At 37.0% G+C, this 24,011-nt stretch carries 23 protein-coding genes; 6 read left to right on the top strand and 17 right to left on the bottom strand.

Going from position 1 to position 24,011, the window contains the following annotated elements; all coding sequences use genetic code 11:
* A partial coding sequence (locus tag DLJ74_RS20620; protein WP_219987219.1) for a hypothetical protein occupies positions 1 to 235 on the top strand: 235 nt, incomplete at its 5' end.
* Between the two features lie 104 nt (positions 236 to 339).
* Here the strand turns inward: DLJ74_RS20620 and icd are convergent.
* Positions 340 to 1,605, bottom strand: coding sequence for an NADP-dependent isocitrate dehydrogenase (gene icd / locus DLJ74_RS06715; RefSeq protein WP_109983887.1), 1,266 nt, complete (start codon positions 1,603 to 1,605; stop codon positions 340 to 342).
* A 60-nt stretch (positions 1,606 to 1,665) separates the two neighbouring features.
* Positions 1,666 to 2,781, bottom strand: a complete 1,116-nt coding sequence (gene citZ / locus DLJ74_RS06710; protein WP_054788255.1) for a citrate synthase — start codon at positions 2,779 to 2,781, stop codon at positions 1,666 to 1,668.
* Positions 2,782 to 3,094: 313 nt separating this feature from the next.
* On the opposite strand from citZ, the gene ytvI reads away from it, so the two are divergent.
* Positions 3,095 to 4,213, top strand: a complete 1,119-nt coding sequence (ytvI, locus tag DLJ74_RS06705; protein ID WP_109983886.1) for a sporulation integral membrane protein YtvI — start codon at positions 3,095 to 3,097, stop codon at positions 4,211 to 4,213.
* On the opposite strand, the gene DLJ74_RS06700 is transcribed toward ytvI, so the two are convergent.
* The 6 genes from DLJ74_RS06700 to dnaE form a co-directional block, all read right to left on the bottom strand.
* Positions 4,210 to 4,602, bottom strand: a complete 393-nt coding sequence (locus DLJ74_RS06700; RefSeq protein ID WP_054788251.1) for an FxsA family protein — start codon at positions 4,600 to 4,602, stop codon at positions 4,210 to 4,212. The two genes, ytvI and DLJ74_RS06700, sit on opposite strands and share 4 nt — an antisense overlap.
* Before the next feature lie 137 nt (positions 4,603 to 4,739).
* Positions 4,740 to 6,503, bottom strand: coding sequence for a pyruvate kinase (pyk, locus tag DLJ74_RS06695; RefSeq protein ID WP_109983885.1), 1,764 nt, complete (start codon positions 6,501 to 6,503; stop codon positions 4,740 to 4,742).
* A gap of 82 nt (positions 6,504 to 6,585) precedes the next feature.
* Positions 6,586 to 7,545, bottom strand: coding sequence for a 6-phosphofructokinase (gene pfkA / locus DLJ74_RS06690; protein ID WP_054861422.1), 960 nt, complete (start codon positions 7,543 to 7,545; stop codon positions 6,586 to 6,588).
* Positions 7,546 to 7,950: 405 nt separating this feature from the next.
* Positions 7,951 to 8,916, bottom strand: a complete 966-nt coding sequence (gene accA, locus DLJ74_RS06685; RefSeq protein WP_109983884.1) for an acetyl-CoA carboxylase carboxyl transferase subunit alpha — start codon at positions 8,914 to 8,916, stop codon at positions 7,951 to 7,953.
* Complete coding sequence (gene accD / locus DLJ74_RS06680) at positions 8,894 to 9,775, bottom strand: acetyl-CoA carboxylase, carboxyltransferase subunit beta (protein ID WP_109983883.1); 882 nt, start codon at positions 9,773 to 9,775, stop codon at positions 8,894 to 8,896. The genes accA and accD overlap by 23 nt, the downstream gene beginning before the upstream one ends.
* Before the next feature lie 280 nt (positions 9,776 to 10,055).
* Complete coding sequence (gene dnaE / locus DLJ74_RS06675; protein ID WP_109983882.1) at positions 10,056 to 13,355, bottom strand: DNA polymerase III subunit alpha; 3,300 nt, start codon at positions 13,353 to 13,355, stop codon at positions 10,056 to 10,058.
* A gap of 150 nt (positions 13,356 to 13,505) precedes the next feature.
* Here dnaE and ytrH point away from each other — a divergent pair, with 150 nt between their 5' ends.
* Both ytrH and ytrI read left to right on the top strand, forming a co-directional pair.
* A complete protein-coding gene (ytrH, locus tag DLJ74_RS06670; protein WP_054788245.1) occupies positions 13,506 to 13,838 on the top strand; it encodes a sporulation membrane protein YtrH in 333 nt (110 codons plus the stop codon).
* Positions 13,838 to 14,347 carry a sporulation membrane protein YtrI gene (gene ytrI, locus DLJ74_RS06665; RefSeq protein ID WP_109983881.1) on the top strand — a complete coding sequence of 170 codons (510 nt, stop codon included), beginning with the start codon at positions 13,838 to 13,840 and terminating at the stop codon, positions 14,345 to 14,347. Before ytrH ends, ytrI begins: the two co-directional genes overlap by 1 nt.
* Positions 14,348 to 14,369: 22 nt before the next feature.
* Here the strand turns inward: ytrI and DLJ74_RS06660 are convergent, their stop codons facing one another.
* Complete coding sequence (locus DLJ74_RS06660) at positions 14,370 to 15,311, bottom strand: DHH family phosphoesterase (protein WP_054788244.1); 942 nt, start codon at positions 15,309 to 15,311, stop codon at positions 14,370 to 14,372.
* 154 nt (positions 15,312 to 15,465) lie between these two features.
* Here DLJ74_RS06660 and DLJ74_RS06655 point away from each other — a divergent pair, with 154 nt between their 5' ends.
* Positions 15,466 to 15,762, top strand: coding sequence for a YtpI family protein (locus DLJ74_RS06655; protein WP_054861414.1), 297 nt, complete (start codon positions 15,466 to 15,468; stop codon positions 15,760 to 15,762).
* Positions 15,763 to 16,002: 240 nt separating this feature from the next.
* Here DLJ74_RS06655 and DLJ74_RS06650 read toward each other — a convergent pair whose 3' ends face one another.
* The 8 genes from DLJ74_RS06650 to DLJ74_RS06615 form a co-directional block, all read right to left on the bottom strand.
* Positions 16,003 to 17,316 (bottom strand): DRTGG domain-containing protein, encoded by a 1,314-nt coding sequence (locus DLJ74_RS06650; RefSeq protein ID WP_109983880.1) that lies wholly within the window; start codon positions 17,314 to 17,316, stop codon positions 16,003 to 16,005.
* A gap of 261 nt (positions 17,317 to 17,577) precedes the next feature.
* On the bottom strand, positions 17,578 to 18,258 hold the full coding sequence (locus DLJ74_RS06645) for a metal-dependent hydrolase (RefSeq protein ID WP_109983879.1): 681 nt from the start codon (positions 18,256 to 18,258) through the stop codon (positions 17,578 to 17,580).
* Between the two features lie 78 nt (positions 18,259 to 18,336).
* On the bottom strand, positions 18,337 to 19,866 hold the full coding sequence (locus DLJ74_RS06640; RefSeq protein WP_109983878.1) for a polyamine aminopropyltransferase: 1,530 nt from the start codon (positions 19,864 to 19,866) through the stop codon (positions 18,337 to 18,339).
* A 91-nt stretch (positions 19,867 to 19,957) separates the two neighbouring features.
* The gene (locus tag DLJ74_RS06635; RefSeq protein ID WP_109983877.1) at positions 19,958 to 20,353 is read right to left on the bottom strand and encodes a DUF350 domain-containing protein; all 396 of its coding nucleotides are present in this window, start codon (positions 20,351 to 20,353) and stop codon (positions 19,958 to 19,960) included.
* A gap of 20 nt (positions 20,354 to 20,373) precedes the next feature.
* Positions 20,374 to 21,012: a DUF4247 domain-containing protein gene (locus DLJ74_RS06630; RefSeq protein ID WP_245902288.1), complete on the bottom strand. Its 639-nt coding sequence runs from the start codon at positions 21,010 to 21,012 to the stop codon at positions 20,374 to 20,376.
* Between the two features lie 197 nt (positions 21,013 to 21,209).
* Positions 21,210 to 21,881: a PspA/IM30 family protein gene (locus DLJ74_RS06625; RefSeq protein WP_109983876.1), complete on the bottom strand. Its 672-nt coding sequence runs from the start codon at positions 21,879 to 21,881 to the stop codon at positions 21,210 to 21,212.
* Between the two features lies 1 nt (position 21,882).
* On the bottom strand, positions 21,883 to 22,404 hold the full coding sequence (locus tag DLJ74_RS06620; RefSeq protein WP_109983875.1) for a DUF4178 domain-containing protein: 522 nt from the start codon (positions 22,402 to 22,404) through the stop codon (positions 21,883 to 21,885).
* A gap of 94 nt (positions 22,405 to 22,498) precedes the next feature.
* A complete protein-coding gene (locus DLJ74_RS06615; protein ID WP_054788242.1) occupies positions 22,499 to 23,251 on the bottom strand; it encodes an SDR family oxidoreductase in 753 nt (250 codons plus the stop codon).
* A 225-nt stretch (positions 23,252 to 23,476) separates the two neighbouring features.
* Here DLJ74_RS06615 and DLJ74_RS06610 point away from each other — a divergent pair, with 225 nt between their 5' ends.
* Positions 23,477 to 23,920: a universal stress protein gene (locus tag DLJ74_RS06610; RefSeq protein WP_109983874.1), complete on the top strand. Its 444-nt coding sequence runs from the start codon at positions 23,477 to 23,479 to the stop codon at positions 23,918 to 23,920.
* Positions 23,921 to 24,011: the final 91 nt, after the last annotated feature.

Here is a 24,011-nt window from a genome sequence, read left to right as displayed (position 1 = left end):
AGGATTTTTATTTTTGGTACTTAGACGGGGGTTAAGGGCCAAATTAGACTCAGGATTTTTATTTCTGGTACTTAGACGGGGGTTAAGTGCCAAATTAGATTTAGGATTTTTATTTTTGGTACTTAGGCGGGAGTTAAGTGCCAAATTAGATTTAGGATTTTTATTTCTGGTGCTTAGGCGGGTTTTAAGTGCCAAATTAGCTTCAGTATTTCTCTGCTTTTACTTGTCAATATAACAGGATATTGGACAAGTCTTACGTTGCTTCTGCTTGTTGTCCAATTTTCTCTGCAAAAAGCCTCTCTGCTAAATCTTAGCAGAGAGGCTTTTGATACAATCTTATTATCCCATATTTTTGATTAATTCATCAGCAAATTGAGATGTTTTTACTTCTGTTGCACCTTCCATTAATCGAGCAAAGTCATAGGTTACGACTTTTGATCCGATTGTTTGATCCATGGATTTAAGGACTAAGTCAGCTGCTTCTCTCCAGCCAAGATGTTCAAGCATAAGAACACCTGAAAGAATGACAGAAGATGGGTTCACTTTATCAAGACCCGCATATTTTGGAGCCGTACCATGAGTAGCTTCAAAAATCGCATGTCCAGATTCGTAGTTAATATTAGCGCCTGGAGCTATACCAATACCTCCAACTTGTGCTGCTAATGCATCAGAGATATAGTCACCATTTAGGTTCATGGTTGCTACTACATCAAATTCTTTCGGACGAGTTAATATTTGTTGTAAGAAAATATCCGCAATAGCATCTTTTACGATGATTTTGCCAGCTGCTTCTGCTGCTGATTGTGCTTCATCCGCTGCTTGACGACCTTTTTCTTCTACAATCTTGTCATATTCTGCCCAAGTGAATACTTTATCACCGTATTCTTTTTCAGCAAGCTCATAACCCCAGTTTTTGAATGCACCTTCTGTAAATTTCATAATGTTACCTTTATGTACTAAAGTAACACTCTTACGGCCTTCTTTAATAGCATAATCAATAGCGGCACGAACTAATCGACTAGTACCTTCCTCAGATACTGGCTTTACACCAATACCAGAAGTTTCAGGGAAACGAATATTCGTTACACCCATCTCATTTTGGAGGAAATCAATAACTTTTTTCACTTCATCTGAACCTTTTTGCCATTCGATACCAGCATAGATGTCCTCAGTATTTTCACGGAAGATAACCATATCTGTATCTTCTGGATGCTTAACAGGGGATGGAACACCATCGAAATAACGCACTGGGCGTAGGCAAGTAAATAAATCTAGCTTTTGACGTAATGCTACGTTTAATGAACGGATACCCCCACCGATTGGAGTTGTAAGAGGACCTTTAATAGCAATTTTATATTCACGAATAGCATCTAGAGTTTCTTCAGGAAGCCATTCACCTGTTTGATTATACGCTTTTTCCCCAGCAAGTACTTCTTTCCATTCGATGCCTTTTTCACCATTATATGCTTTTTCCACTGCTGCTTCGAGAACACGGCTAGCCGCTGCCCAAATATCCGGCCCAGTTCCGTCTCCTTCAATAAATGGAATGATTGGTTTATTTGGTGTTTGTACGACACCATTTTCTACTGTAATCTTTTCTCCCATTCTTCAATTCCTCCTAAAATAAAATTCAAATATATTATATCATTTTCCATAAGAAAATGCTTATCGCTCATTAATATCTACATATGCTTGTTTTGTGGGACCAACATATTCTGCTCTCGGTCTAATTAAACGGTTATTTTCATATTGTTCTAAAATATGTGCAATCCAGCCTGAAAAACGACTCATTGCAAAGATTGGTGTATATAGATCATGCTTGATTCCTAGACTATGATAAACAGATGCTGAATAAAAATCAACATTTGCTGGCAAGCCTTTTTCTTCTTTAATATAATCTTCAATTTTAACAGACATTTCATACCATTTTTCCATATTGTGAAGAGCAGTTAATTCCTTCGACATTTTCTTTAAATGTTTAGCGCGTGGATCTCCAGTCTTGTATACACGGTGACCCATTCCCATAATCTTTTCTTTATTTGCTATTTTTTCTTTTACATATGGAATCGCATTATCTACTTCTTCAATTTCTAATAGCATGCTCATAACCGCTTCGTTTGCTCCCCCATGGAGCGGTCCTTTTAATGCACTTATCGCTGCAGTAATACCCGAATAAATATCTGAAAGTGTTGCTACACAAACTCGAGATGTAAAAGTTGAGGCATTTAACTCATGATCGGCATGAAGGACAAGCGCTTTGTTAATTGCTTCCACCTCTAATTCGTTCGATTCCTCTCCATTAAGCATGAATAAGAAGTTTGCGGCATAGCTTAGGCCTTCCTTTGGTTTCACGATATCCTTGCCATCTCTAATACGTGAGAATGCAGCAACTACTGAAGCAACCTTTGCTTGTAGTCGAATAGCCTTTCGCTTGTTAGCTTCTTCGCTCATGTCATCTGCTTCCTCATCATATAAACCTAGTAATGATATTGCTGTACGTAGAGCAGCCATTGGATGAACGTTATGTATGTCATAGGATTTAAAATGTTCTACAACGCCTTGCGGTAATGTCATATTTTCCACAAGGTCCTTTTCTAATTGTGTTAACTCTTCCTTATTCGGTAGTCGTTTGTTCCATAGTAAGTATATAACCTCTTCGAAGCTAGCATTCTCAGCTAGATCATCGATCGTATAACCAACATATGTAAGCTGATCGTCAATAATGGAACTAATCTTCGTTTCAGCGGCTACTACCCCTTCAAGTCCTTTCGTTGTTGACATAACATCTCTCTCCTTTTCTTATCCTTTTTCACTCGTTAGCTTCGTTTCGCTAACCATTCTTATCCTCAAAAGCTCTCGAGAAGCTTTTGAACATCCCCATGCCTATTATAAACAATCAAAAATAGTTAGTAAATGAAAACGATTAAAATTGAGAATATAATCTTTTCCATTGCATAGCTTGTACTAATGCAGAATATATATAAAAGTGGTCATGACGGAGATTAGGAAAGGTTTGTACCAGCCTATATCATAACATAAAAGAACTTTATTTGGAAAAATTCTATTCATTCACAATTTCTTGAGGTGAAGCAGCATGGCGAAATTAAATGCAAAAATGCTCTATCGAATTGGCTTATTTATTTTTGGACTTGGTCTTACGGTTTATATTTTTTATTTTTTGTTCCAATACTTATTCCCATTACTTCTAGCATGTTGCTTTTCCTTGTTGCTATATCCGATCATTAAGCTTATCAGTGATAAAACCACTATTTCTCACCTTTGGGCATGTTTATTTGTTATTTTTTTCACGATTGCTTTCATTATTTTTTTGCTTGTTTTTGTAGTATTTGAAGTGATAGAAGGGGTTATTTATCTAGCGAAATGGCTACCTGAACCATTTCATGCCTTTTTAATAGATTTTACAGCGGCGGTTAATTCCTTTCTTTTACCTTATATTCAAAAGATTGGTGCATATCTCGATAATCTTTCACCAGAGCAAAGTGCGCTTATGAAAGAACAGCTTGATGAAATTAGCATAAGCTTTGCAGACCAAATCGCCAACTTTCTCGAAAATTTCCTGAGCTGGCTCGGTTTACAATTGGCTGCCTTACCTGGGACGATTACCATTATAATCTTCTCATTACTCTGCACGTTTTTTATTTGTAAGGATTGGGAGAGATTTTATCACTATGTGTCCAAAAAAGTATCTAGTGATCTATTAAGCGTTCCATTTAACATCTACCAACAATTAAAGGTAACGCTAGTCAAATATATCACGGCACAAATCATTTTAGTCAGTATATCTTGGGTCACTATCTTCATTGGGCTTTTACTATTAAAGGTAAAACACGCGTTTACCATTTCGATTATTGTTGCTATTATGGATGTTTTACCTATATTAGGCACAGGACTAATTTTTATCCCTTGGATTCTATTCTTATTTGTTAGTGGAAACTCGTGGCTTGGCTTTTGTGTACTAAGTCTTTTTGGTTTTGTCATGATCCAAAGGCAGGTATTAGAGCCTAAGTTAATCTCACAAGCAATCGGTATTCACCCAATGCTCACCATTTTAGCCATCTATCTTGGCTTTCAGCTATTCGGGATAAATGGCTTATGGATCGCCCCTGCCTTTTTATTTTTTATGAAAGCATGTTATCATGCAGGGTTATTTTCGATGATTCTTACTTATATCCAAAAAGGGAAGTTCGGTTAACGACGATATATCCTGAACTTACCATTATGAATCATTCTTTGTAAAATCTTTTTCATCCATTGTTTGATAGGTCTTCTCGTATATGGAATGAGTAATATTAAACCTACTGAATCTGTTACAAACCCTGGTGTCAACAATAGTACACCACCAATGATGACACAAAGTCCATCAAATATCTCTTCCTGTGGCGCATAACCCATTGCCATCGATTGACGTGCTTTATTTATCGTATCAAGGCCTTGTTGCTTGGCAAGCCATGCTCCAACAACACCTGTTAGAATAATAAGAAAAATTAGCCACCATGGTCCAATATATCCGCCTGCCCAGACAAACAGGCCTATTTCCAATGCTGGAACGATCAATATTAATAGTAGAAGCCAACGTAGCATGTGATTGTCTCCTTCCGATTTAGTTAATCATTGAATGCCGTAGTACTTGAAAAAAATAGAGAGAAGAATCCTATTAAGGTCCCTCTCTCTATTATAACATGTCTAGTTTTCATTACCTATTAAACGGAAGTTTACTTTTATAATACGCTAGCATGTCCTGCATAAATATCACCTTTCGAAGCATCGATGGTAATATCTTGCTGATCCTTGATCACTTCAAGTGCCTTCTCTACACCTACAATGACAGGAATGCCTAAACTTAAGCCGACAACTGCCGCATGGGAAGTCAAACCGCCCTCTTCTGTAATAATACCTGCTGCTTTTTCGATCGATTTGATCATATCTTTATCTGTACCGTATGTGATAATAATATCGTCCTGCTGTACTTTTAGTTCCGCTTCTTTCGCATCCTTCACAAGTACCGCTCTACCATAAGCACTTCCTTTTCCCACACCTTGGCCTTTAGCTAGGACATCGCCAATAACATGAACTTTCATTAGGTTGGTTGTACCACTCTCTCCAACCGGAACACCTGCTGTAATAATTACTCTATCTCCTCGTTTGAAGTGATTTGTTTCCAACCCTCGCTCAATAACCTCTTCTAATACATCATCTGTTGTATGAAGTAGGTTGCCTACTATTGATTCTACTCCCCATACTAAAGCCAATCTTCTGCTTACTTGTTCGTCAAAAGTCATCGCAATAATTGGAGCTTGTGGACGGTACTTTGAAATCATTCTTGCTGTAAATCCACTAACAGTAGGGGTTAAAATCGCATCTACACTTAGATTCATAGCAGTATGGTTTACTGATTGACTAATCGCATCTGTAATCGTCATATCGGATGCTTTAGATCGTAAATCAAGCATTGCTTTATGATCAATCGCCGTTTCTGCTTTTTTAGCGATATTGCTCATGGTTTGTACTGCTTCAATTGGATAGTCACCTGCCGCAGTTTCTCCTGACAACATAATAGCATCCGTACCATCTAATATAGCATTGGCAACATCTGACGCTTCAGCTCTTGTCGGTCTTGGATTTCGTTGCATAGAATCTAACATTTGCGTAGCAGTAATAACTGGTTTTCCTGCATTATTACATTTGAAAATCATTTCTTTTTGAACTAAAGGCACATCTTCTGGTGGTATCTCTACTCCCAAATCACCACGTGCAACCATTAAGCCATCACTAACTTGGAGAATAGCATCAAGGTTGTCTACACCTTCTTGGTTTTCAATTTTAGGAATGATTTGAATATGTGTAGCATTATTTTCTTCAAGTAATCCTCTGATTTCTAACACATCGGAAGCACGGCGTACAAAAGAAGCAGCGATGAAATCAACACCTTGCTCGATACCAAATTTAATATCGGCAGCATCCTTTTCCGTTATTCCCGGTAAGTTCACACTAACATTAGGCACGTTTACGCCTTTTTTATTTTTCAATAGACCTGAGTTTAAGGCAACTGTTTTTAATTCGTTTTGTTCCTCCAACACTTCCGTTACTTCTAATGCGATTAAACCATCATCTAATAACAGCTTAGAGCCTGGCTCTACATCATGAATTAATTGAGGATATGTAACCGAGATTTTGCTAGCATCCCCTTGGAGTGAGTCATCCATGGATACATAAACGGTATTTCCTTTTATAATATTTGCTTGTCCTTCTTTTAATACACCTGTACGAATCTCTGGACCTTTTGTATCTAAAAGAATGGCTACTGTTTTTCCTAATTTTTTAGCAGCTTTTCTTATATTCGTAATTCTAGCACCGTGCTCCTCAAAGTCACCGTGTGAAAAGTTAAGACGCGCTACATTCATTCCAGCTTCTATTAACTGCTCTAATTTATCAATTGATTCTGAGGCTGGGCCTATCGTACATACTATTTTCGTTCTTCTCATTACAACTTCCTCCTTCGTCATCATTCCTGCATTGTTCTATCATAGTAGATTATCACCTTGTGGATGGCGATCTTCTCATTATTTAAATAGATAATTGGTTAGATAGCTCATACATATTCATATTGATTTCATGTTTTTTATCTAGAATTTCAGAAAAATCATGACTTACCACCACATTGTTCTGTATTCCTACCATTCTTCCACCAATACCATCCATTAATAAATCAACTGCTTTTGCTCCTAATCTACTTGCTAAGACTCGATCGTAGCCAGATGGAGAACCACCGCGTTGGATATGTCCTAATACCGTTACACGTGTATCCATCTTTGTTTCTTCCTCGATTCGTTTTCCATAGTCCATGCCACTACCAATACCTTCTGCTAGGATAATGATACTATGCTTCTTACCACGAACTTGTCCACGCTTCAGCTTTGCCACTACACTTTCAAAGCTTTCTTGTTTTTCTGGAATAATCACACTTTCCGCACCATTTGCAAGACCTGCCCATAATGCTAAATCACCTGCATCCCGTCCCATTACCTCGATCACATATGTACGCTCATGAGATGTTGCTGTATCTCGAATTTTATCCACTGCATCAACAATCGTATTTAGTGCTGTATCAAATCCAATTGTGTAGTCTGTTCCTGGAATATCATTATCAATGGTTCCAGGGACACCAATACAAGGAAATCCTTTTTCCGTAAGCTTTTGCGCACCACGGAAAGACCCATCGCCACCAATTACGATCAGTCCTTCGATACCGAATTTTTTCATTTGTTCAATGGCAATTTTCTGACCTTTATCTGTTTTAAAGTCCATGGAACGCGCTGAATAAAGAATAGTCCCACCTCGTTGAATAATATCACCAACTGAACCTAGTTCCATTTTTTTAATATTGCCTTCCATTAAACCTTCAAAACCATTATAAACTCCATAAACATCTAATTCATGAAAAATAGCCTTACGAACAACTGCACGGACGGCTGCATTCATACCAGGAGCGTCTCCACCACTTGTTAATACACCTATTCTTTTCATGTAATCACCTCTTCATCCACATAATAATTGTCCCTATTTTCTCTATTGTTTATAATAATTTTAACATCAACACAAATTATACATGAAATGATGTCAAAACACACCTCAACATTACTATTTTAGCTAACTTGACAGTAAAAGAGAAGTAATAACAAACGCTTTTCCAATAGTTTGTTACAATATTGTAAACTAAGCGTGCAATTGTTATCCAATATATTACAATGTTGTACAAGTTTTGGATTTTTCATTCCCGTATTTAATTCAGAACAAGCTTTTCTTATACTCAGGACATCAAAATTCTCGCATCTTCGCTTTATCTCCTGCAAACAATTTATACTTTCCTAACGTATAAAATATGCAAGCCAAAAAGCATCTTCTTTACAAGCTAGAAGATGCTTTTTGGCTTTATGCTTTCATTGTTTCACGAACCTCGCCAATCTTTTTATATTTTAACCAGCGTTGTTCCAAAAGATCCTCTTCCTTTAAAATGGATAATTCTTGTAGTGATTGATCCAACACATTTCGAATGTTATCAGCTTGTACGGAGACATTTCGATGTGCACCACCCAAGGGCTCTTCTATTACTTCATCGATAATACCAAGCTCTTTTAAATCTGGTGCTGTAATTTTTAATGACTTAGCAGCTCTTTCTGCTTGCTTGGAATCCTTCCATAATAATGCTGCCGCACCTTCTGGAGAAATAACGGAATAGGTGGAATTTTCCAACATATGAATGCGATCACCTACTCCTAATCCAAGAGCTCCACCACTACCACCTTCACCAATAACGATACAAATAATCGGAACTTGAAGGCCAGCCATTTCCATTAAGTTACGAGCAATCGCCTCACTCTGTCCTCTCTCTTCAGCAGCCTTTCCTGGATAAGCACCCTTTGTATCAATAAACGTAATGATTGGACGTTGAAACTTCTCTGCCTGTTTCATATGACGTAGCGCTTTGCGATAACCTTCTGGGTGTGGCATCCCAAAGTTTCGGTCTATATTTTCCTTCGTATTCTTGCCTCGCTGATGTCCAATAATAGTAACAGGTTTTCCTTGATATTTAGCAATACCGGCTACTATTGCTTCATCCTCACCATAAAAACGATCCCCATGAAATTCAATAAAATCAGTAAATAATTCCGCAATATAATCCTGTGAGGTTGGTCGATCAGCATGACGAGCTATTTGAACACGATCCCAAGGCTTTAACTTACCGTAGATATCATTTTCTAATTTTGCAAGACGTGCTTCCATTTTAGCAATCTCTTCTGATAGATCGATCTCGCTATTTTGAGTCATCTTTTTTAATTCTTCAATCTTTTCACGAAGTTCGATTACTGGTTTTTCAAACTCTAGTACTTGTTTCAATGGTAGCACCCCCTACTTGATGAATTTCTAGTATTGTTGCTAATGTGTCTCTCATTTCATCTCGAGGAATTACTTTATCTAACTGCCCATGCTTTAATTGAAATTCAGCAGTCTGAAAGTCCTCAGGGAGCTTTTCTCGAATGGTTTGTTCAATGATCCGACGTCCTGCGAAACCAATTAAAGCACCAGGCTCTGCAAAATTATAATCTCCGATGGACGCAAAGCTAGCGGAAACTCCTCCTGTGGTTGGATTTGTCATCACTGAGATAAACAAACCCCTTTCCCGATGTAATCGTTCGATAGCGATAGAAGTTTTAGCCATTTGCATGAGACTTAGCATCCCTTCTTGCATTCTTGCACCACCAGATGCAGTGAAAACAATCATCGGGATTCCTTGTTCACGGGCCTTCTCAATCGCCCTAGTAATCTTTTCCCCAACTACCGACCCCATACTTCCCATTCGGAATCTGGCATCCATAACAGCTACAGCAGCTCTATTGCCTTTAATTTTACCTTCCCCTGTAACAACTGCTTCATTTAATCCTGTTTTTACCCGGTCCTTGTCTAGTTTTTCCTCATATTGTGGAAAATCTAAGGGATTGCCAGAGATTAATTCCTTATCCCATTCATTGAATGTATCCTCATCAAATAAGTGGAGGATTCTTTCATATGACGTGATTTGATGATGATGGCCACAGTTAGGACAGACATTTAAGTTCTTCTTCCATTCTTTTTGGTAGTAAATTTTTTGACATTGACTGCACTTTTGCATTAAGCCTTCTGGCACATCTATTTTTGCACCCTCATTTGGTATTGGTGCATATTTTTTTTTCTTACCAAATAATTCTTTCAACTGCAAGGAATACTCCTCCTTTATATTACACGTCTTGTCCAATTCAATCTTGAAAAGGCGCTAAACCATGCATACATATGATTTGTTAGCAGTATCTATCTATGTATATGTAGACAAGGTAATATATTGACAGGCATTAACTATTATATTATATCAGAAGCAAATCTTGTGTAAAGTTAGACCATTCTACTATTACCTTCACAAGAAAAGTAACGTCGCTTTAGATAATGGACTTTATCCATCAGTGAAGGATGCACGGAAGAGCGCCACTGATGGAAGTCTCTCATTATGGACGTAACACGACATTTTCCTCGCCAAAGTGCTGCTTCAATACTTTTATAACATGCCAATTACTGTTAAGATGGTAGTCCTCATCCAATTTGTATAATTTTTTATCCATTGTTCGATACAAAAACACAGGGGTTAACCCAGGATATTTTTGAGCTAGTTTGCCAATTGTATCGAGTAGCTGTGCATGTTCTGTTGCGTGGGTCTGAATAAAGATTTTTTCATTGCTTTGTGTTTGTTGCTCCATCACAAGTGGTTGGATATCTTCTGCGATAATTTGCAATTTATCTCCACGGTTTTCCACTCGTCCATGGACAAAGGCAAATTCTTCTTCTTTCAACCAATGGTTAACCTTCCGAAAAGCAGGAGGAAAAATAACTCCCTCCAACTCATCCGTCTCATCTGCTATCGTTATAAAAGCCATTGATTCTCCCTTTTTAGTACGAATGACCTTGAGGGTTTGAACTACTGCGGCAAGCTTTAGCTTTCTTGATTTTTGATATTTGGCCTGTTGAATCGTAAGGTAACCAATTTTGCCTATCCTCGTTCGTATATTAGTTAAAGGGTGTGTAGAAACAAAAAAACCTACTACTTCTTTTTCCATCATCAACTGTTTGATTGGTGGAAATGGTTCTTTATCAACATAGACAGCATCTAATGCTAGGTCCCCTTGAAATAAGGCTAACTGATCATCAAATCCACGAAATAATTCCCCTTGTTCAATAGCATCATCAAGGCTCGCTAACAATGTCGCTCTGTTCGAATAGGTTTCATCAAATGCCCCAGCTAAAATTAGTGATTCAATAGCACTGCGTTTCACTCTATTTGTCGGAACTCGGAGACAAAAGTCAAAGATATTTTTAAATGGCTTCTCCTTACGTGCTTGTAAAATCTCTTGAACAATTTGAAAACCGATACCTTTTATCGCACTTAACCCCATCCTGATCGATTGATCCTCTACCTTGAATTTTCCGATACTTCTATTAATTGATGGGGGTAATATCTTAATCGATTGATTCGTTGCTTCTCGAATATAGCTTTGCATTTTATCCGCATTGCCCATTTGCATACTTAACATCTCAGCAAAAAATGCCAATGGATAATTTGCTTTTAAATAGGCTAACTGATAAGCAATCATACTGTATGCTACGGCATGACTTCGATTAAAACCATAGTTAGAGAAGCGGAGAATCCATTCAAATACCTCTTCACCTAATGAAGCAGGATATTGGTTTTCCTGACAGCCTTGTAAAAACTTCTCCTTTTGCTCAAGAAGTATATTTTTTTCTTTTTTACTAACTGCACGACGTAATAAATCCGCTTCTCCATAGGAAAAATTAGCCATTTTATTCGCTATTTGCATAATTTGCTCTTGATAGACGAGTACTCCATAAGTCTTGGCTAAAATAGGTCCAAGATCTGGATGTAGATAATGCACCTCTTCTTTACCATGCTTTCGGTTAATAAACAATGAGATAAACTGCATTGGTCCTGGTCGATATAAAGCGTTGACCGCAACGATATCTTCTAAATTAGTTGGCTTTAAATCTCTTAGCACTTGCTTCATTCCTTGGGATTCAAGCTGAAAGACACCATTTGTTCGTCCTTCTCTTAATAAGGAAAATGTGTTGGCATCATCCAATGGAATTGCATCTATTTCCATAGGCTCTGTCGAATGATGATTAATCTGCGAACAGATCCTTTCAATTAAAGTTAAGTTTCTTAATCCAAGAAAATCAAACTTCAATAATCCAACTTTCTCTAAATCATTCATTGGATATTGAGTAAGTAACATTTGATTCTGTGAAGGCATGACAGGGACATATTTCGTCAACGGTTGATCACTGATTATGACACCAGCTGCATGTGTGGAATGATGTCTTGGCAAGCCTTCTAATCGATTGGCAACCTTAAAAAGTATTTTTAATTTTTCTGATTGCTTTACATAATCAATCAATTCTGGTGATTTTTTTAATAACACTGCTAACTTTTCATTAGATTCTTTCGGCAGTTTTTTCAAAATATAGTATAGGTCACTATCAGGTATTTCCATTGTTTTGGATAATTCTCTTAGAATAGACCTTGCAGCAAACGTTCCAAATGTAATAATTTGTGCGACTTGTTCGACACCATATTTTTCAGATACATACTGAATCACTTGATCACGCTTTTCATCGGAAAAATCAATATCAATATCTGGCATGGATACCCGTTCAGGATTCAAAAAACGTTCAAATAACAATCCATATTCTAATGGGTCAACATTCGTTATTCCTAATAAATAGGCAACGAGAGAACCAGCAGCTGATCCCCTTCCCGGTCCAACCATGATATTCGATTCTTTCGCATATCGGACAAAATCCGATACGATAAGAAAGTAATCACTAAATCCCATTGAATGAATAACATCCAATTCGTAATGAAGCCGATCAACTATCACATCGGTAATGTTATCATACTTTTTAGATAATGCTAGATGGCATTGTTTTTCGAGATAGTCGTCGGCACGTTGCCCTTCAGCCAATGGGTATTTTGGTAAAAGCCGCTGATCAAGCTTAAGCTCTATCTGACATTTTTTTGCCACAGAACTTGCTTCTTCCAATAGTTCAGGCCAATTTTGATAAATTTGCTTCAATTCCTGCTCATTTCTTAAGTAAAGATGCTTGTCAATTGATGCGGCTGATGGATCCCATTTGTCTCCAATCGCAAGTTTTTCCAAGCAGCTATAGGCAAGTGCATCATTTTTATATACATATCGTACATCAGGAAGTGCTACTGCCTTCTGCTTCGTTTTCCTCACCCATTCTTGAAGCATTGGCCAGAAATCACCTGTGTTCGGTGAAATACCTAAATAAAGAGAAAATCCCTCACATGCTCTTACTATTCTACTTAGATGGTCAAACCATTCCTTTTGCTCTTCAATAAGTGGAGAGATTGGTAAAACGAGGATAAAGTTTTCAGAAGCCTCTCTCAATCCGTCTAATTGACAGACACCTCCTTGTTGTATTAGAGAGCTTAATTGGATTAGTTCCTTATAGCCCGACTCATTTTTTGCTAATAGAAGAAAAGAATAGAGTTGTTCTTCGATTAGGATAGATGCTTCCATTCCGATAATAGGCTTTATTCCTGCCTTTTCGCATGCTTGATAAAACGAGATAGCCCCATGAAGAACGCTCTCATCTGTAAGAGCGAGGGTATCATAATTTAAATTTTTTGCTTGCTGTACGAGCTCATCTATTTGCACCATGCTCTTCAGGAATGAAAAACTACTTTTTATTTGTAATTGTGCTAAGGTCATTTCCTCACCTACTGTCCGTACTAACTTCTTTTATTATAACGTATTGATACATGTTATGAAATGGAAACATATCTCGAAAGGCTTGTCATATATTTAAGTAAGAAATATATTATCTACCATGATTGCTTTGAAGCATGAAAGGGTGTTTAGATGGAAGAAAGATTTATTACGACAATGATCCAATGTTACTTTATTGCTTTTGGTGTTATGATTGGTGGTTCTATTATCGGAAGTATAGGTGCTTATGCAACTGGAGAGGCTCCCCTTACTCATATCAGTCGAATCGCAAAAAGCCTCCATATTTGGGCAATTGTTGCAGCAATTGGAGGAACCTTTGATGCCATTTCCAATTTTGAACGAGGAATATGGGAAGGTTCTACCTTGGATATGGTTAAACAAATAATCATGATTATTGCTGCAATGGGAGGCGCTCAAACTGCCCTCCTCATTATTGAATGGCTAATTCAAGAGGAGATACAATAATGCATATCCCTCCACTATATAAACGAGCCAGCTGGCAAAGGTTCTTAGCAGGAACGGCAATCGGAGCTATTATTGCTTATATGATTTTTTTATTTATCTTTGGCGAATTACAGGAAAATTGGATTCAAGAAAATATGGCCTTAAGAGCAGAATATCAAGATTTAAATAAAAGTTATGAAACCTTGCTTGAAAACCATCGTGCCTTAGACCAACAATCGAAGGAAGGTATTGAAATAAAAGAGATTGATATCGCCTTTACTAATCTAAAGGAATTAAAGCTCGAAAATGACCGTATCATGGTTCATCAAATCGAGGAGGCTATACGTGAAGAGGCAAATTATGCGATGGGGAAATCAGTGGAAGAAATCGCAACAAGTATTGATCTGCTTATTTCGACAATTGAAAATAAAACAATCAATATTGACGATTTCTCCTATCAATCAAAAATCTCTCGAATCATTGTTATGGAACAGCTTCAGCTTTCCATTGAATTAAGTGTGGCAGATTAATTTTTGCTTAATGGCTGCCATCTTATTCTTGTGCACATATTGATTCTAAATCTTTAAGTAGCTGGGGAACGGTTGCCCAATCATGAATTTTAGCACCAGATGCAAGAGGGTGGCCACCTCCTTCATATTGTGCTGCTAGTTCATTAATAATTGGTCCTTTGGAGCGAAGTCTTACCCGGATGGTGTCCTCTTCTTCAACAAAGATTACCCATACTTTTATTCCTTCAATATCTCCCAATACTCCAACAACTGAACTTGTTTCTGATGGTGTAACTTGGTACTCTTCCAATATTTCCTTTGTCAGCTTTACATGGCTTACACCAGCTGTCGATATGACGACATTTTGTAGGATGTATCCTTTTAATTTCGCGATATTCAGACTTGTTTTATACATTTCTTCATAAATGATGGTCCGATCAAATGGATAGCTAACAAGCTCCGAAGCATACTGAAAAGTTTTCTCTGTAGTACTTGGGAACAAAAATCTCCCCGTATCTCCAACAATCCCGCTATATAGTAATGAAGCACTTTCCTCTGTCATTACTAATCCACCCTTTTCGTGTTCCTTAAAAAGCTGATAAATCATCTCACTTGTTGAGCTTGCTTCTGTTTCTACCCATTGAAGGTCACCATATGGATCGACATTCGGGTGATGGTCAATTTTAATTAACTCTTTCCCGTACTGGAATCTTTGGTCAGATACACGCTCCCGATTAGCCGTATCACAAACAACGACTAATGCATTGTTATACACATGATCAGGAATGTTGTCCATTTTCCCCATAAACGATAACCATTGCTCTTCTTCCCCAACCACGTACACTCGTTTGTCAGGAAAGGAATTCTTTATAATCGTGGCAAGCCCATTCTGGGAACCGTATGCATCAGGATCTGGGCGCACATGTCGATGAATAATAATATCCTCATATTGTTTTATCTTTTCCATTATTTTAGCTGTGATCATAGTCTTCCCTCTTTCAATTAAATTCAATTTATACCATTAACATCGTAATATCAAATTTTACATTTTGCTAGAATTTCATACTTGATAACGGTACAATGATAACGGACTATAATTTGATATGTATTTAGGCAGTACTTTTTTAAGGGGGGATACGATGGTCGTCTTTCCTATTGTAATCATTATCTCCATTGTTTTATATGTCTACTATAAGGTGATGATTTTACGAGGCAGTGACCCATTAATTCAAGAGATTTTGAATGCAAAGGCACGTATTTCACTAGGAATATTTATCAGCTTTTTTGGAGTAAATCAATACTTATACTATCAAACAAAAATCGCTTTATATGTTGCAATCGTCTTTTTGATATTTGGTCTGCTACAAATGTATACAGGTATAAAAAGATACCAGCATTATAAAAGTGAACAACGAAAGAGAAAGGAAAACATATAATGATTTGGGGCTGGGACAAAAAGAATATTATAGGAAGAAAAACCCGAACATTAGTATTTCTGCACAGAAACCGCTCCGTCAACATACTTCGCTTTCCGCGGGCACTGCGATCTGCTAACTTTGCAAAGTGGATCTTCAGCTCGTGCTGTTCCCACTGGAGTCTCCGTATTTTGGATAGCTTAGTCAGAATATTGTTCGGATTCTCATGCTCCTTTTTAATTATGTCCCGGTCCCCTTTCTCTATCGGTCAATTATTTGGGCCATTAGCATGGCTTTGCCGACCATTTTACGCTCATGATAAACCTCTACATCAATCTTAGCAGATTTACGTCCTACATCTATGATCTTTGGATGAAAAGATACCTTTGTTTCCAGTTGAATCGGTTTTATAAAGTAAACGGTAATATTCTCCACAACTAGATCACCTTTTTTCTGTTGACGCAATAAACTACTAGCTGCTTCGATAACAAAAGAAACAAATACACCATTGGAAAGGGTTCCAAGTTGATTCGTCATCTGTGGCGTTATTTCTGCTTCATAAGTGACGTGATGTGCATCGTTATCATGAAGATCAAAATAGTTCGACACAATATCATCAATTGTTTCTCCAACCTGTGGTTGCTTTTGAATATGTTGCAATGCTTTCAATACATCTTGGCGAGAGATTAAACCTTCAAGGTGGTGATGTTGATCCACAACAGGCATTATTTCTATCCCTTCCCATACCATCATATGTGCTGCATAAGCTAATGAAGTTTCCTTCATTACGGTTAAAGGGTTTTTCGTCATTACCTTGTCAATGTTCATCTCTGTCTTTTTGCCAATAACATCTTTAGAAGTAACAATCCCGACAACTTTTTGTTTGTCATCTACCACCGGATATCGACTATGTGTCGTTTTTTCCTCCCACTCATGCCATTTTGCCACTCTATCCTTTGTGGACAGATAATACGTACTATCTTTTTTGGTATAGATATCTCCAACAAGGACGATTTCCTTTTTAATCAGCTGATCATAGATAGCACGATTAATCATTGCAGCTACCGTAAATGTGTCGTAGCTAGTAGAAATGATTGGCAATTTCTTTTGGTCTGCAAGCTCTTTTGCGGCTTCATCTGTATCAAAGCCACCTGTAATCAACACGGCAGCGCCTTCTTTTAGTGCAAATTGATGGGCTTCCGTCCGGTTTCCTACTATTAGCAAGGAATCCTTTTCTGTATAGCGCATCATCGCATCTAATTCCATTGCACCGATGACAAATTTGTTCAAGGTTTTATATAGTCCCTCTCTACCACCTAATACTTGTCCATCGACAATACTTACAATCTCTGCAAAGGTTAAATTCTCAAAGTTTTCTTTTTGCTTTCGCTCAATTCTGATGGTTCCTACCCGTTCAATTGTGCTAACTAATCCTTTGTTCTCTGCTTCTTTAATTGCCCGATATGCGGTCCCCTCGCTGACGTTTAATTCCTTGGCAATTTGACGAACAGAGATTTTATTTCCTACTTTAAGAGATTCTATAAAAGATAAAATTTGTTCATGTTTTGTAGCCAATAATAGCTCACCATTCTTTCATCTGTACTATTAATTTATTCCTTATTGTTATTATACAGATCATTCTGTCAAGATTCAATTAGTTGTTATAAAAGTATATGGTTCTTCCTCATTATTTTCTACTGTTTTATATTTTATTCATTACCTGTACTACTTTCAAAAGAATGAATGGAAATGACGACTTTACTAAATGAAAAGACAAGGCTTAAAAGATACCTTGTCTTCACTCCTCTTATTCATTTTATTTAACAATTGCTTTCCCTATAATTCTATCCCTTCACCCGGCTTTAAGGCGATTCCTTGGCCTGTTTTTACTTTGTTTGCAAATGCTTCTCCATCTTGTTCAATTAGTGGAAAAGTATTATAGTGCATAGGAACAATGCGCTTCGCTTTGATCCAGTCCGCTGCAATTAACGCATCCTCTGGTCCCATCGTAAAGTTATCTCCTATTGGCAAAAAGGCAAGATCAATTTGATTCATTTCTCCGATTAGCTTTAAATCAGAAAACAATGCCGTATCACCTGCATGGTAGATTGTTTTATTTTCTACTGAAAATAGGATTCCGCCTGGCATTCCACCATAAATTTTATTCCCTTCTTCATCCTCGAACATTGAGCCATGAAATGCAGGGGTGAATTTTACCTTTCCAAAATCAAACGTATGTGCACCTCCAATATGCATCGGATGCGCATTTAGTCCTCTTGATTCCATATAGACAGCTAATTCATTAGGAGCCACGATCAAACAATTCGTTCTTTTAGCAATACTAATCGTATCCCCAACGTGATCATTATGACCATGAGTTAGTAAGATAGCATCGGGATTTTCTTCTTCCGCATGTAAATCACAGGTGTCATTACCTGTAATAAAAGGATCGATTAAGATCGTGTGATTTTCTGTAACAATTTTAACGACAGATTGACCATGAAAAGATACTTTCATGACAAAGCAACACTCCTTTATTTGCATATTACTTACTTAATCCTCTATACCCAACTTTATCGAAATTTAAAACAATGTTCAATAATGAACCCATGACTTTTCATATATAGGAATCAAAATGGGGTCAATTAATGTATTCACTTGCTTAGTTACCCCATCAGGCCCCTCATCTTCTCCAAAGTACGTCAGGCTTTCCACTAATTCTGTAGTTAAATACGCTGTTTTAGGTTTGATCATCATTTGATTCGCTTGTATTTCTTTTCGACTAGCGAGTACAAAGCCCCAATTACCAAAACTAGGAACATCCACGTGAAAGTTCTCTATATGAAGACCTGTTGCACGTATCGTATTAGAAATAGTCCAATAGACTTCTCTTGCAAAAACTGGACTTGTAGCTTGTACCATCATTGCCCCTGCTTCTTTTAAATGGTTGCGATTAAGCGAATAAAACTCTTTTGTGTATAGTTTATTAAGGCTTTCATTGTTTGGATCAGGCAGATCGACAATTATAACATCATAAACACTCTTGTTATGCTCTAAATATTCAAATGCATCCTGATGAATAACTTCTACCTTGTCATTCATTAATGATCCTTTATTTAATGCTAATAGATGAGGATTTGAATTGGCTAACTCCACGACTGCTGGATCAAGATCTACTAATGTAATTTCCCTTATGTCCTTATATTTAAGTAGCTCTCTAACTACTAATCCATCTCCACCTCCTAATACAAGTACTTTATGATGACTTTGAGCTTGTGCCATCGGAATATGCACAAGTACTTCATGATAGCGGTGTTCATCAATGGAACTAAATTGCAAGCCTCCATCAAGATAAAGCCTAACGTCATCATTGTCTTTTGTTAAAACCATTTTTTGATAATTTGTATCCTCTACATAAACGATAGGGTCTTGATAAATTTTCTGTTCAAATTTATAGGCAATATTTTCACCAAAAAACAACCCTAATATTAGGAGAATAGCGATCACAATACCTACGAATGTATGTAGAGCCTTATTTTTAAGCTCTCGTCGAAAGAGATAGAGAACCACCATTGCAACAATCAGATTAATTAATCCAACGAAAAAAGCACTTTTGACCATTCCTAGCTGAGGCCGGAGAAAAAAAACAAAAAGCAGGCCTCCAATTAGACCACCCGCATAGTCAGAAAATAAAACTCTCGCTGTACTTTTTTCAAGTGTTACACCAATTTCATTCGCTTTTCTTATTAAAATAGGAAGCTCCACACCAGTTAAGGCACCAACTAGAAAGGTAATCACATATAAAAAGATCGCGTCCGCTCCACCTGCTGCAAATGCAGTTACACCAAACATAAGAAAGCTTGAAAACCCACCAATTAGTGCCACAAGAAATTCAATATAAATAAACGATAAAATTAAATTTTTCGTTACCCTTTCACTTAAGGTAGCTCCAATCCCCATCCCTGTAAGGAAAAACGAGATAGTTAGTGTATATTGCTTTACACCATCTCCTAATATATAAGAGCCAAGCGCACCGAATAATACTTCAAATACAATTCCACAAATGGAGACGATTCCTGATGCCCAGTAAATAAAATAACTCTGTCTAATTTTCAAATCCTTCATTTTTTGCCACTCCATCTAAGTACACTTTTATTTAACACTTGTTACCACGGAAATAGAAAACCTGACCATTTGTGGCCAGGTTTTCTATATATTACGTAATAGATGCCCCGATTACAAAGGCCAGGCCAATAGAAACGCCTAATGAAACAATACCAACAGCTATATTATTTTCTTTCAACTGCTGTTCAACAGAGAATTTCCTAGTAAATAGTTCAAATAATAAGTAAGCAACCAACTGAAGTACTACACCATAAGCACCCCAAATAAAAGTTTCCCAAATCGTAATACTATTATAAATGGCAAAGGCTAAAACGATACAAATACCGACAATCTTCCCTGTTATCGATAAAGCCACAGCTTGATTTCCTTCTTTAATTTCATCCCAATCTTTGTACTTCGTCGTCAACCACTCAAAAATAACTAATCCAATAATAACAATAACAATGGCAGCAATAAAATAAACAAATGTCCAAATAAATGGTTCCATTCTCTAATTCCCTCCTTTTATTATTTACCCGCACTCGGGCCTCCACCTCTTACAGATGACATTCCTCTATTGGTAGTACTTCTTTTATAAGTAGAATATCCACCATAACAATCCCCTGAGCTACATGCTCTACGTCGTTTTTTCGCCCAGTCGTCCACATCCAATACATCATCTAAAATTCTTATCGCAAAATATGTACTTAGGAAATTCGGAGAATAATGATTTCGTACAAATTCGTCACTCGCTACTTCTATTATAGTAGCACCCGGTACTTCTTCACTGTCTTTTAATACAATAAAGTGATCAGGGTAAATCAATATTTGTTGTTGATCGATATATTCACTCTTTTCCTCTGGTGTAACTGTTTCTGCTAACAAATTAGCTAATTCCTCCACTGAAAATTGATCTGTTCCATAAATATTAGATGTTGAATTGTCTTTTACGACAGAATCTACAAAGGGAAAATGGTTTGAAATAAGTGCTTCTATATTCGTTGAATTCTCATTTTTCACGCTTTCAATAATTTCACTTTTAGATTCAGATGTTTGGATAGCATCTTCTGTAAAGGAAGTGGCTTCATTGTAATTATCTTGGCTGCAACCAACCAATAATAAACAAATCATCATGCCTGCTCCTAATAAAACGGAATTTAAACGCACATACTCACCTCCTATGACCTTTTTCCGATAGCAGTATCGATACATCGCTGGTTACTTTTATCACCTAGGTTAATTTTAGAAAGAAAGAGCAATTCTTATGCTAAACATATGTAATTCATCATAGATACATGAACAAAACAGATAACCCTGTTTCTCTACTAAAGGAAACAGGGTTATGTTTACCCTTTTCTAATTGCTTATTCTTCCTTATTCATTTTCTTCTTAAGTGCAGCCAATTCATCATCTACATCATTTTTCTCTAGATCCTCAAACTCATCATCTAATGATCTACTAGCTGCGGATAAATCCTCACTAGTGTCTGCCTCTGCTTCAAAACGCATAACCTTTTCTTCCATACGTTGGAAGCCTTGCTTTGATGCATCATTACCAATAGAGGACATGGCACGATTCATCTTTGTCCTTGTTCTAGCAGATTCTGCACGTGCCTTCAAGGAATCCTTTTTCAGTTGCATTTCTTGATATTCTTTTTTCATTTCATCTAGTTTCACACGTAGTTGATCGGAATCCTTCTTCGCACGTTCCCAAGCTTCTGTCATTGTCGTAACTTGTTGCTCTTGAGCTTTCTTATCCTCTAAAGCTCTTCTAGCAAGATCATCATTACCAGCTTCCACTGCTTTTTCTGCTTGTGCTTGACGCTTTTCCACAAGAGCGGTTGCATCATCTAATCTGCGTTTTAACATTTTTTCGTTTGCAATTTGTTTTGCAACAGCTGATTCTGCTTCACGAATATCCTCTGCCATATCACGCATAAATTGGTCTAGCATTTTTACAGGGTCTTCTGCTTTGTCTAACAATGAATTTAGTTCTGATCCTACGATAGTTTTTACTCTTTTGAAAAATTGAAACATATTAATTTCCTCCTTCATTTGATCCAGCAATTATTTTTATTTCATATTGCTCAATGGGATAGCCATAACTTGCTTCTATTTCACTACCCCAATCCTCTAAGCTTATAAAATGGGTTTCACTTTCATCACAATACTCCACATACTTCATAGTTTGACCTGTTAGGTTACTACTTCTGCCTTCCCCGTTAATATGTGCTTGACCTTTTTCATCAAGGTAGTACTTAATTCCTTGATAAGTAAGTTCCTTTGGTATTTGATTTGCATCCGCTAGTTGAATTTTCTTATAGATGCCTAGTTCTAAATCATCATCCATTTCGGCTGCTAACCAAATTGTCCCAGTTGGTCCTAGTAATTGATAACTTAACCATTCATAGCTACTTTGTCTATACGTGATTTTCCCTACCACCTCATAGTCTTCAAGATCATACTCTACGATATCTCCCACTTGAATCGTTAAAGGAGTTCGTTTCTCCACCTTATGTTGCTTTTGTTTTTTTGGAAAAAGCTTTGATAGAAAACCCAAATGGTGCACCTCATTTCAAACAAATATGGGTTGTTAGTAATGTTTACGAACCAGGATTCGATAGGTTTCATCTTTTTTAAAATTTTTTTATTTTTTATCGATTTTGGTGAATGACATCTAATCCTCCTGTCACCTCAATAATTGTCCCAGTAATCATGTCAGAATCTTGATCACATAGATATAAAATTGTTCTTGCAATATCCTCTCCTGTACCTGACCTTCCAATGGGTGTCTCTTGATCTGGTGCTTTTCTACTTTCTTCTATACTTGCTTCCTTCATATCCCCAACAATATCACCAGGGCAAATCATATTGGAAGTAATGCCATTTTCTGCTTCTTCGTATGCAATGGATTTGGTTAAAGAGACTAAGCCTACCTTTGCTGCAGAAAAGGCAGAGCGATTAACCCAACCAGCTGCATGATTTGCACCTTGAAAACCATAGTTCACAATTCTTCCAAAGTGTTGTTCTCTCATTGCTGGGACGGTTAGTTGTAGAAGATGAAACACACTATCCAGATTACCACTAATCATTTGTTGCCACTCATCTTCCGTGTGATCTAGCAATTTCTTTCGTTCAAAGATGAAAGGCCCTGCATTATTAATGAGATAATCAATTGTACCAAATGTATGTGTAGCTTCTTGGACAGCATTGGTTAGATCATTCTTATCACAAACATCAGCTTGCACAATATGTAAGGAATAATCTGCAAATTTTTGTTTTACTTCATTTGCTCGGTTATTATCTCTAAAATAAGTGACCGTTACAGAATGTCCTAATTTTAAAAAGGCTTCTGTCACTTTTAAGCCTAGACCTTTTGTACCAGCCGTAATAAAAGCATGCCCCATCCAACTTCTCTCCTTCATTTTAAAACTTAACATTCTTATTCTATCCTACAATAAGCTCAAAATTTTTTCTAATATTATAAGGAAGTACACGAAAATTTAACAATTAGGCTATGTTTGAAGAAGAAAGCATAGTGGTAAAATAATAATAGGTAATTAAATTTAATGATAGCGAGTGAAAACGTATTCATGTTATAATAAAAGAGAAGAAAGAGAGGAGTGATCATCATGGCATTTGAATATCATCGAATTCTCGTTGCTGTAGATGGATCCGACGCATCTGAACTAGCTTTCAAAAAAGCAGTAGATATTGTGAAAAGAAATAATGCAAAAATGTTTCTTGTGCATATCATTGATACGAGAACCATTACGACCGTTGCCCCCGAGGTATATGATCAATCGCTCGCGGCACGTTCAGAAAATTATGCCAAAGGTTTACTTGATAATTATAAAGAGAAAGCGAATAGAAGTGGAGTTACCGATATTACTTCACATGTAGAAATCGGTTCACCAAAGATTAAAATACCGAAAGATATTGCAAAAAAATATGAAGCAGATCTTATTATTTGTGGTGCAACAGGAATGAATGCAGTAGAAAGATTTTTAATCGGTAGTGTCTCTGAAAGCATCACAAGACATGCAAAATGTGATGTGCTTGTTGTAAGAAGTTAAAAACGAGAGGACTCTGATATGCTCCCCCTAAAGTAGACACTGAAAAAAACAAATCTACTTTAGGGGGAGTTTTATGCGTTCTTATAGTAAG

It is taken from the genome of Gracilibacillus dipsosauri (genome assembly GCF_003176895.1).
Classification (GTDB): Bacteria; Bacillota; Bacilli; order Bacillales; family Amphibacillaceae; genus Gracilibacillus; species Gracilibacillus dipsosauri.
Note: the sequence above shows the minus strand (reverse complement) of the source record. Positions and strands in the feature narration are given on the sequence as shown.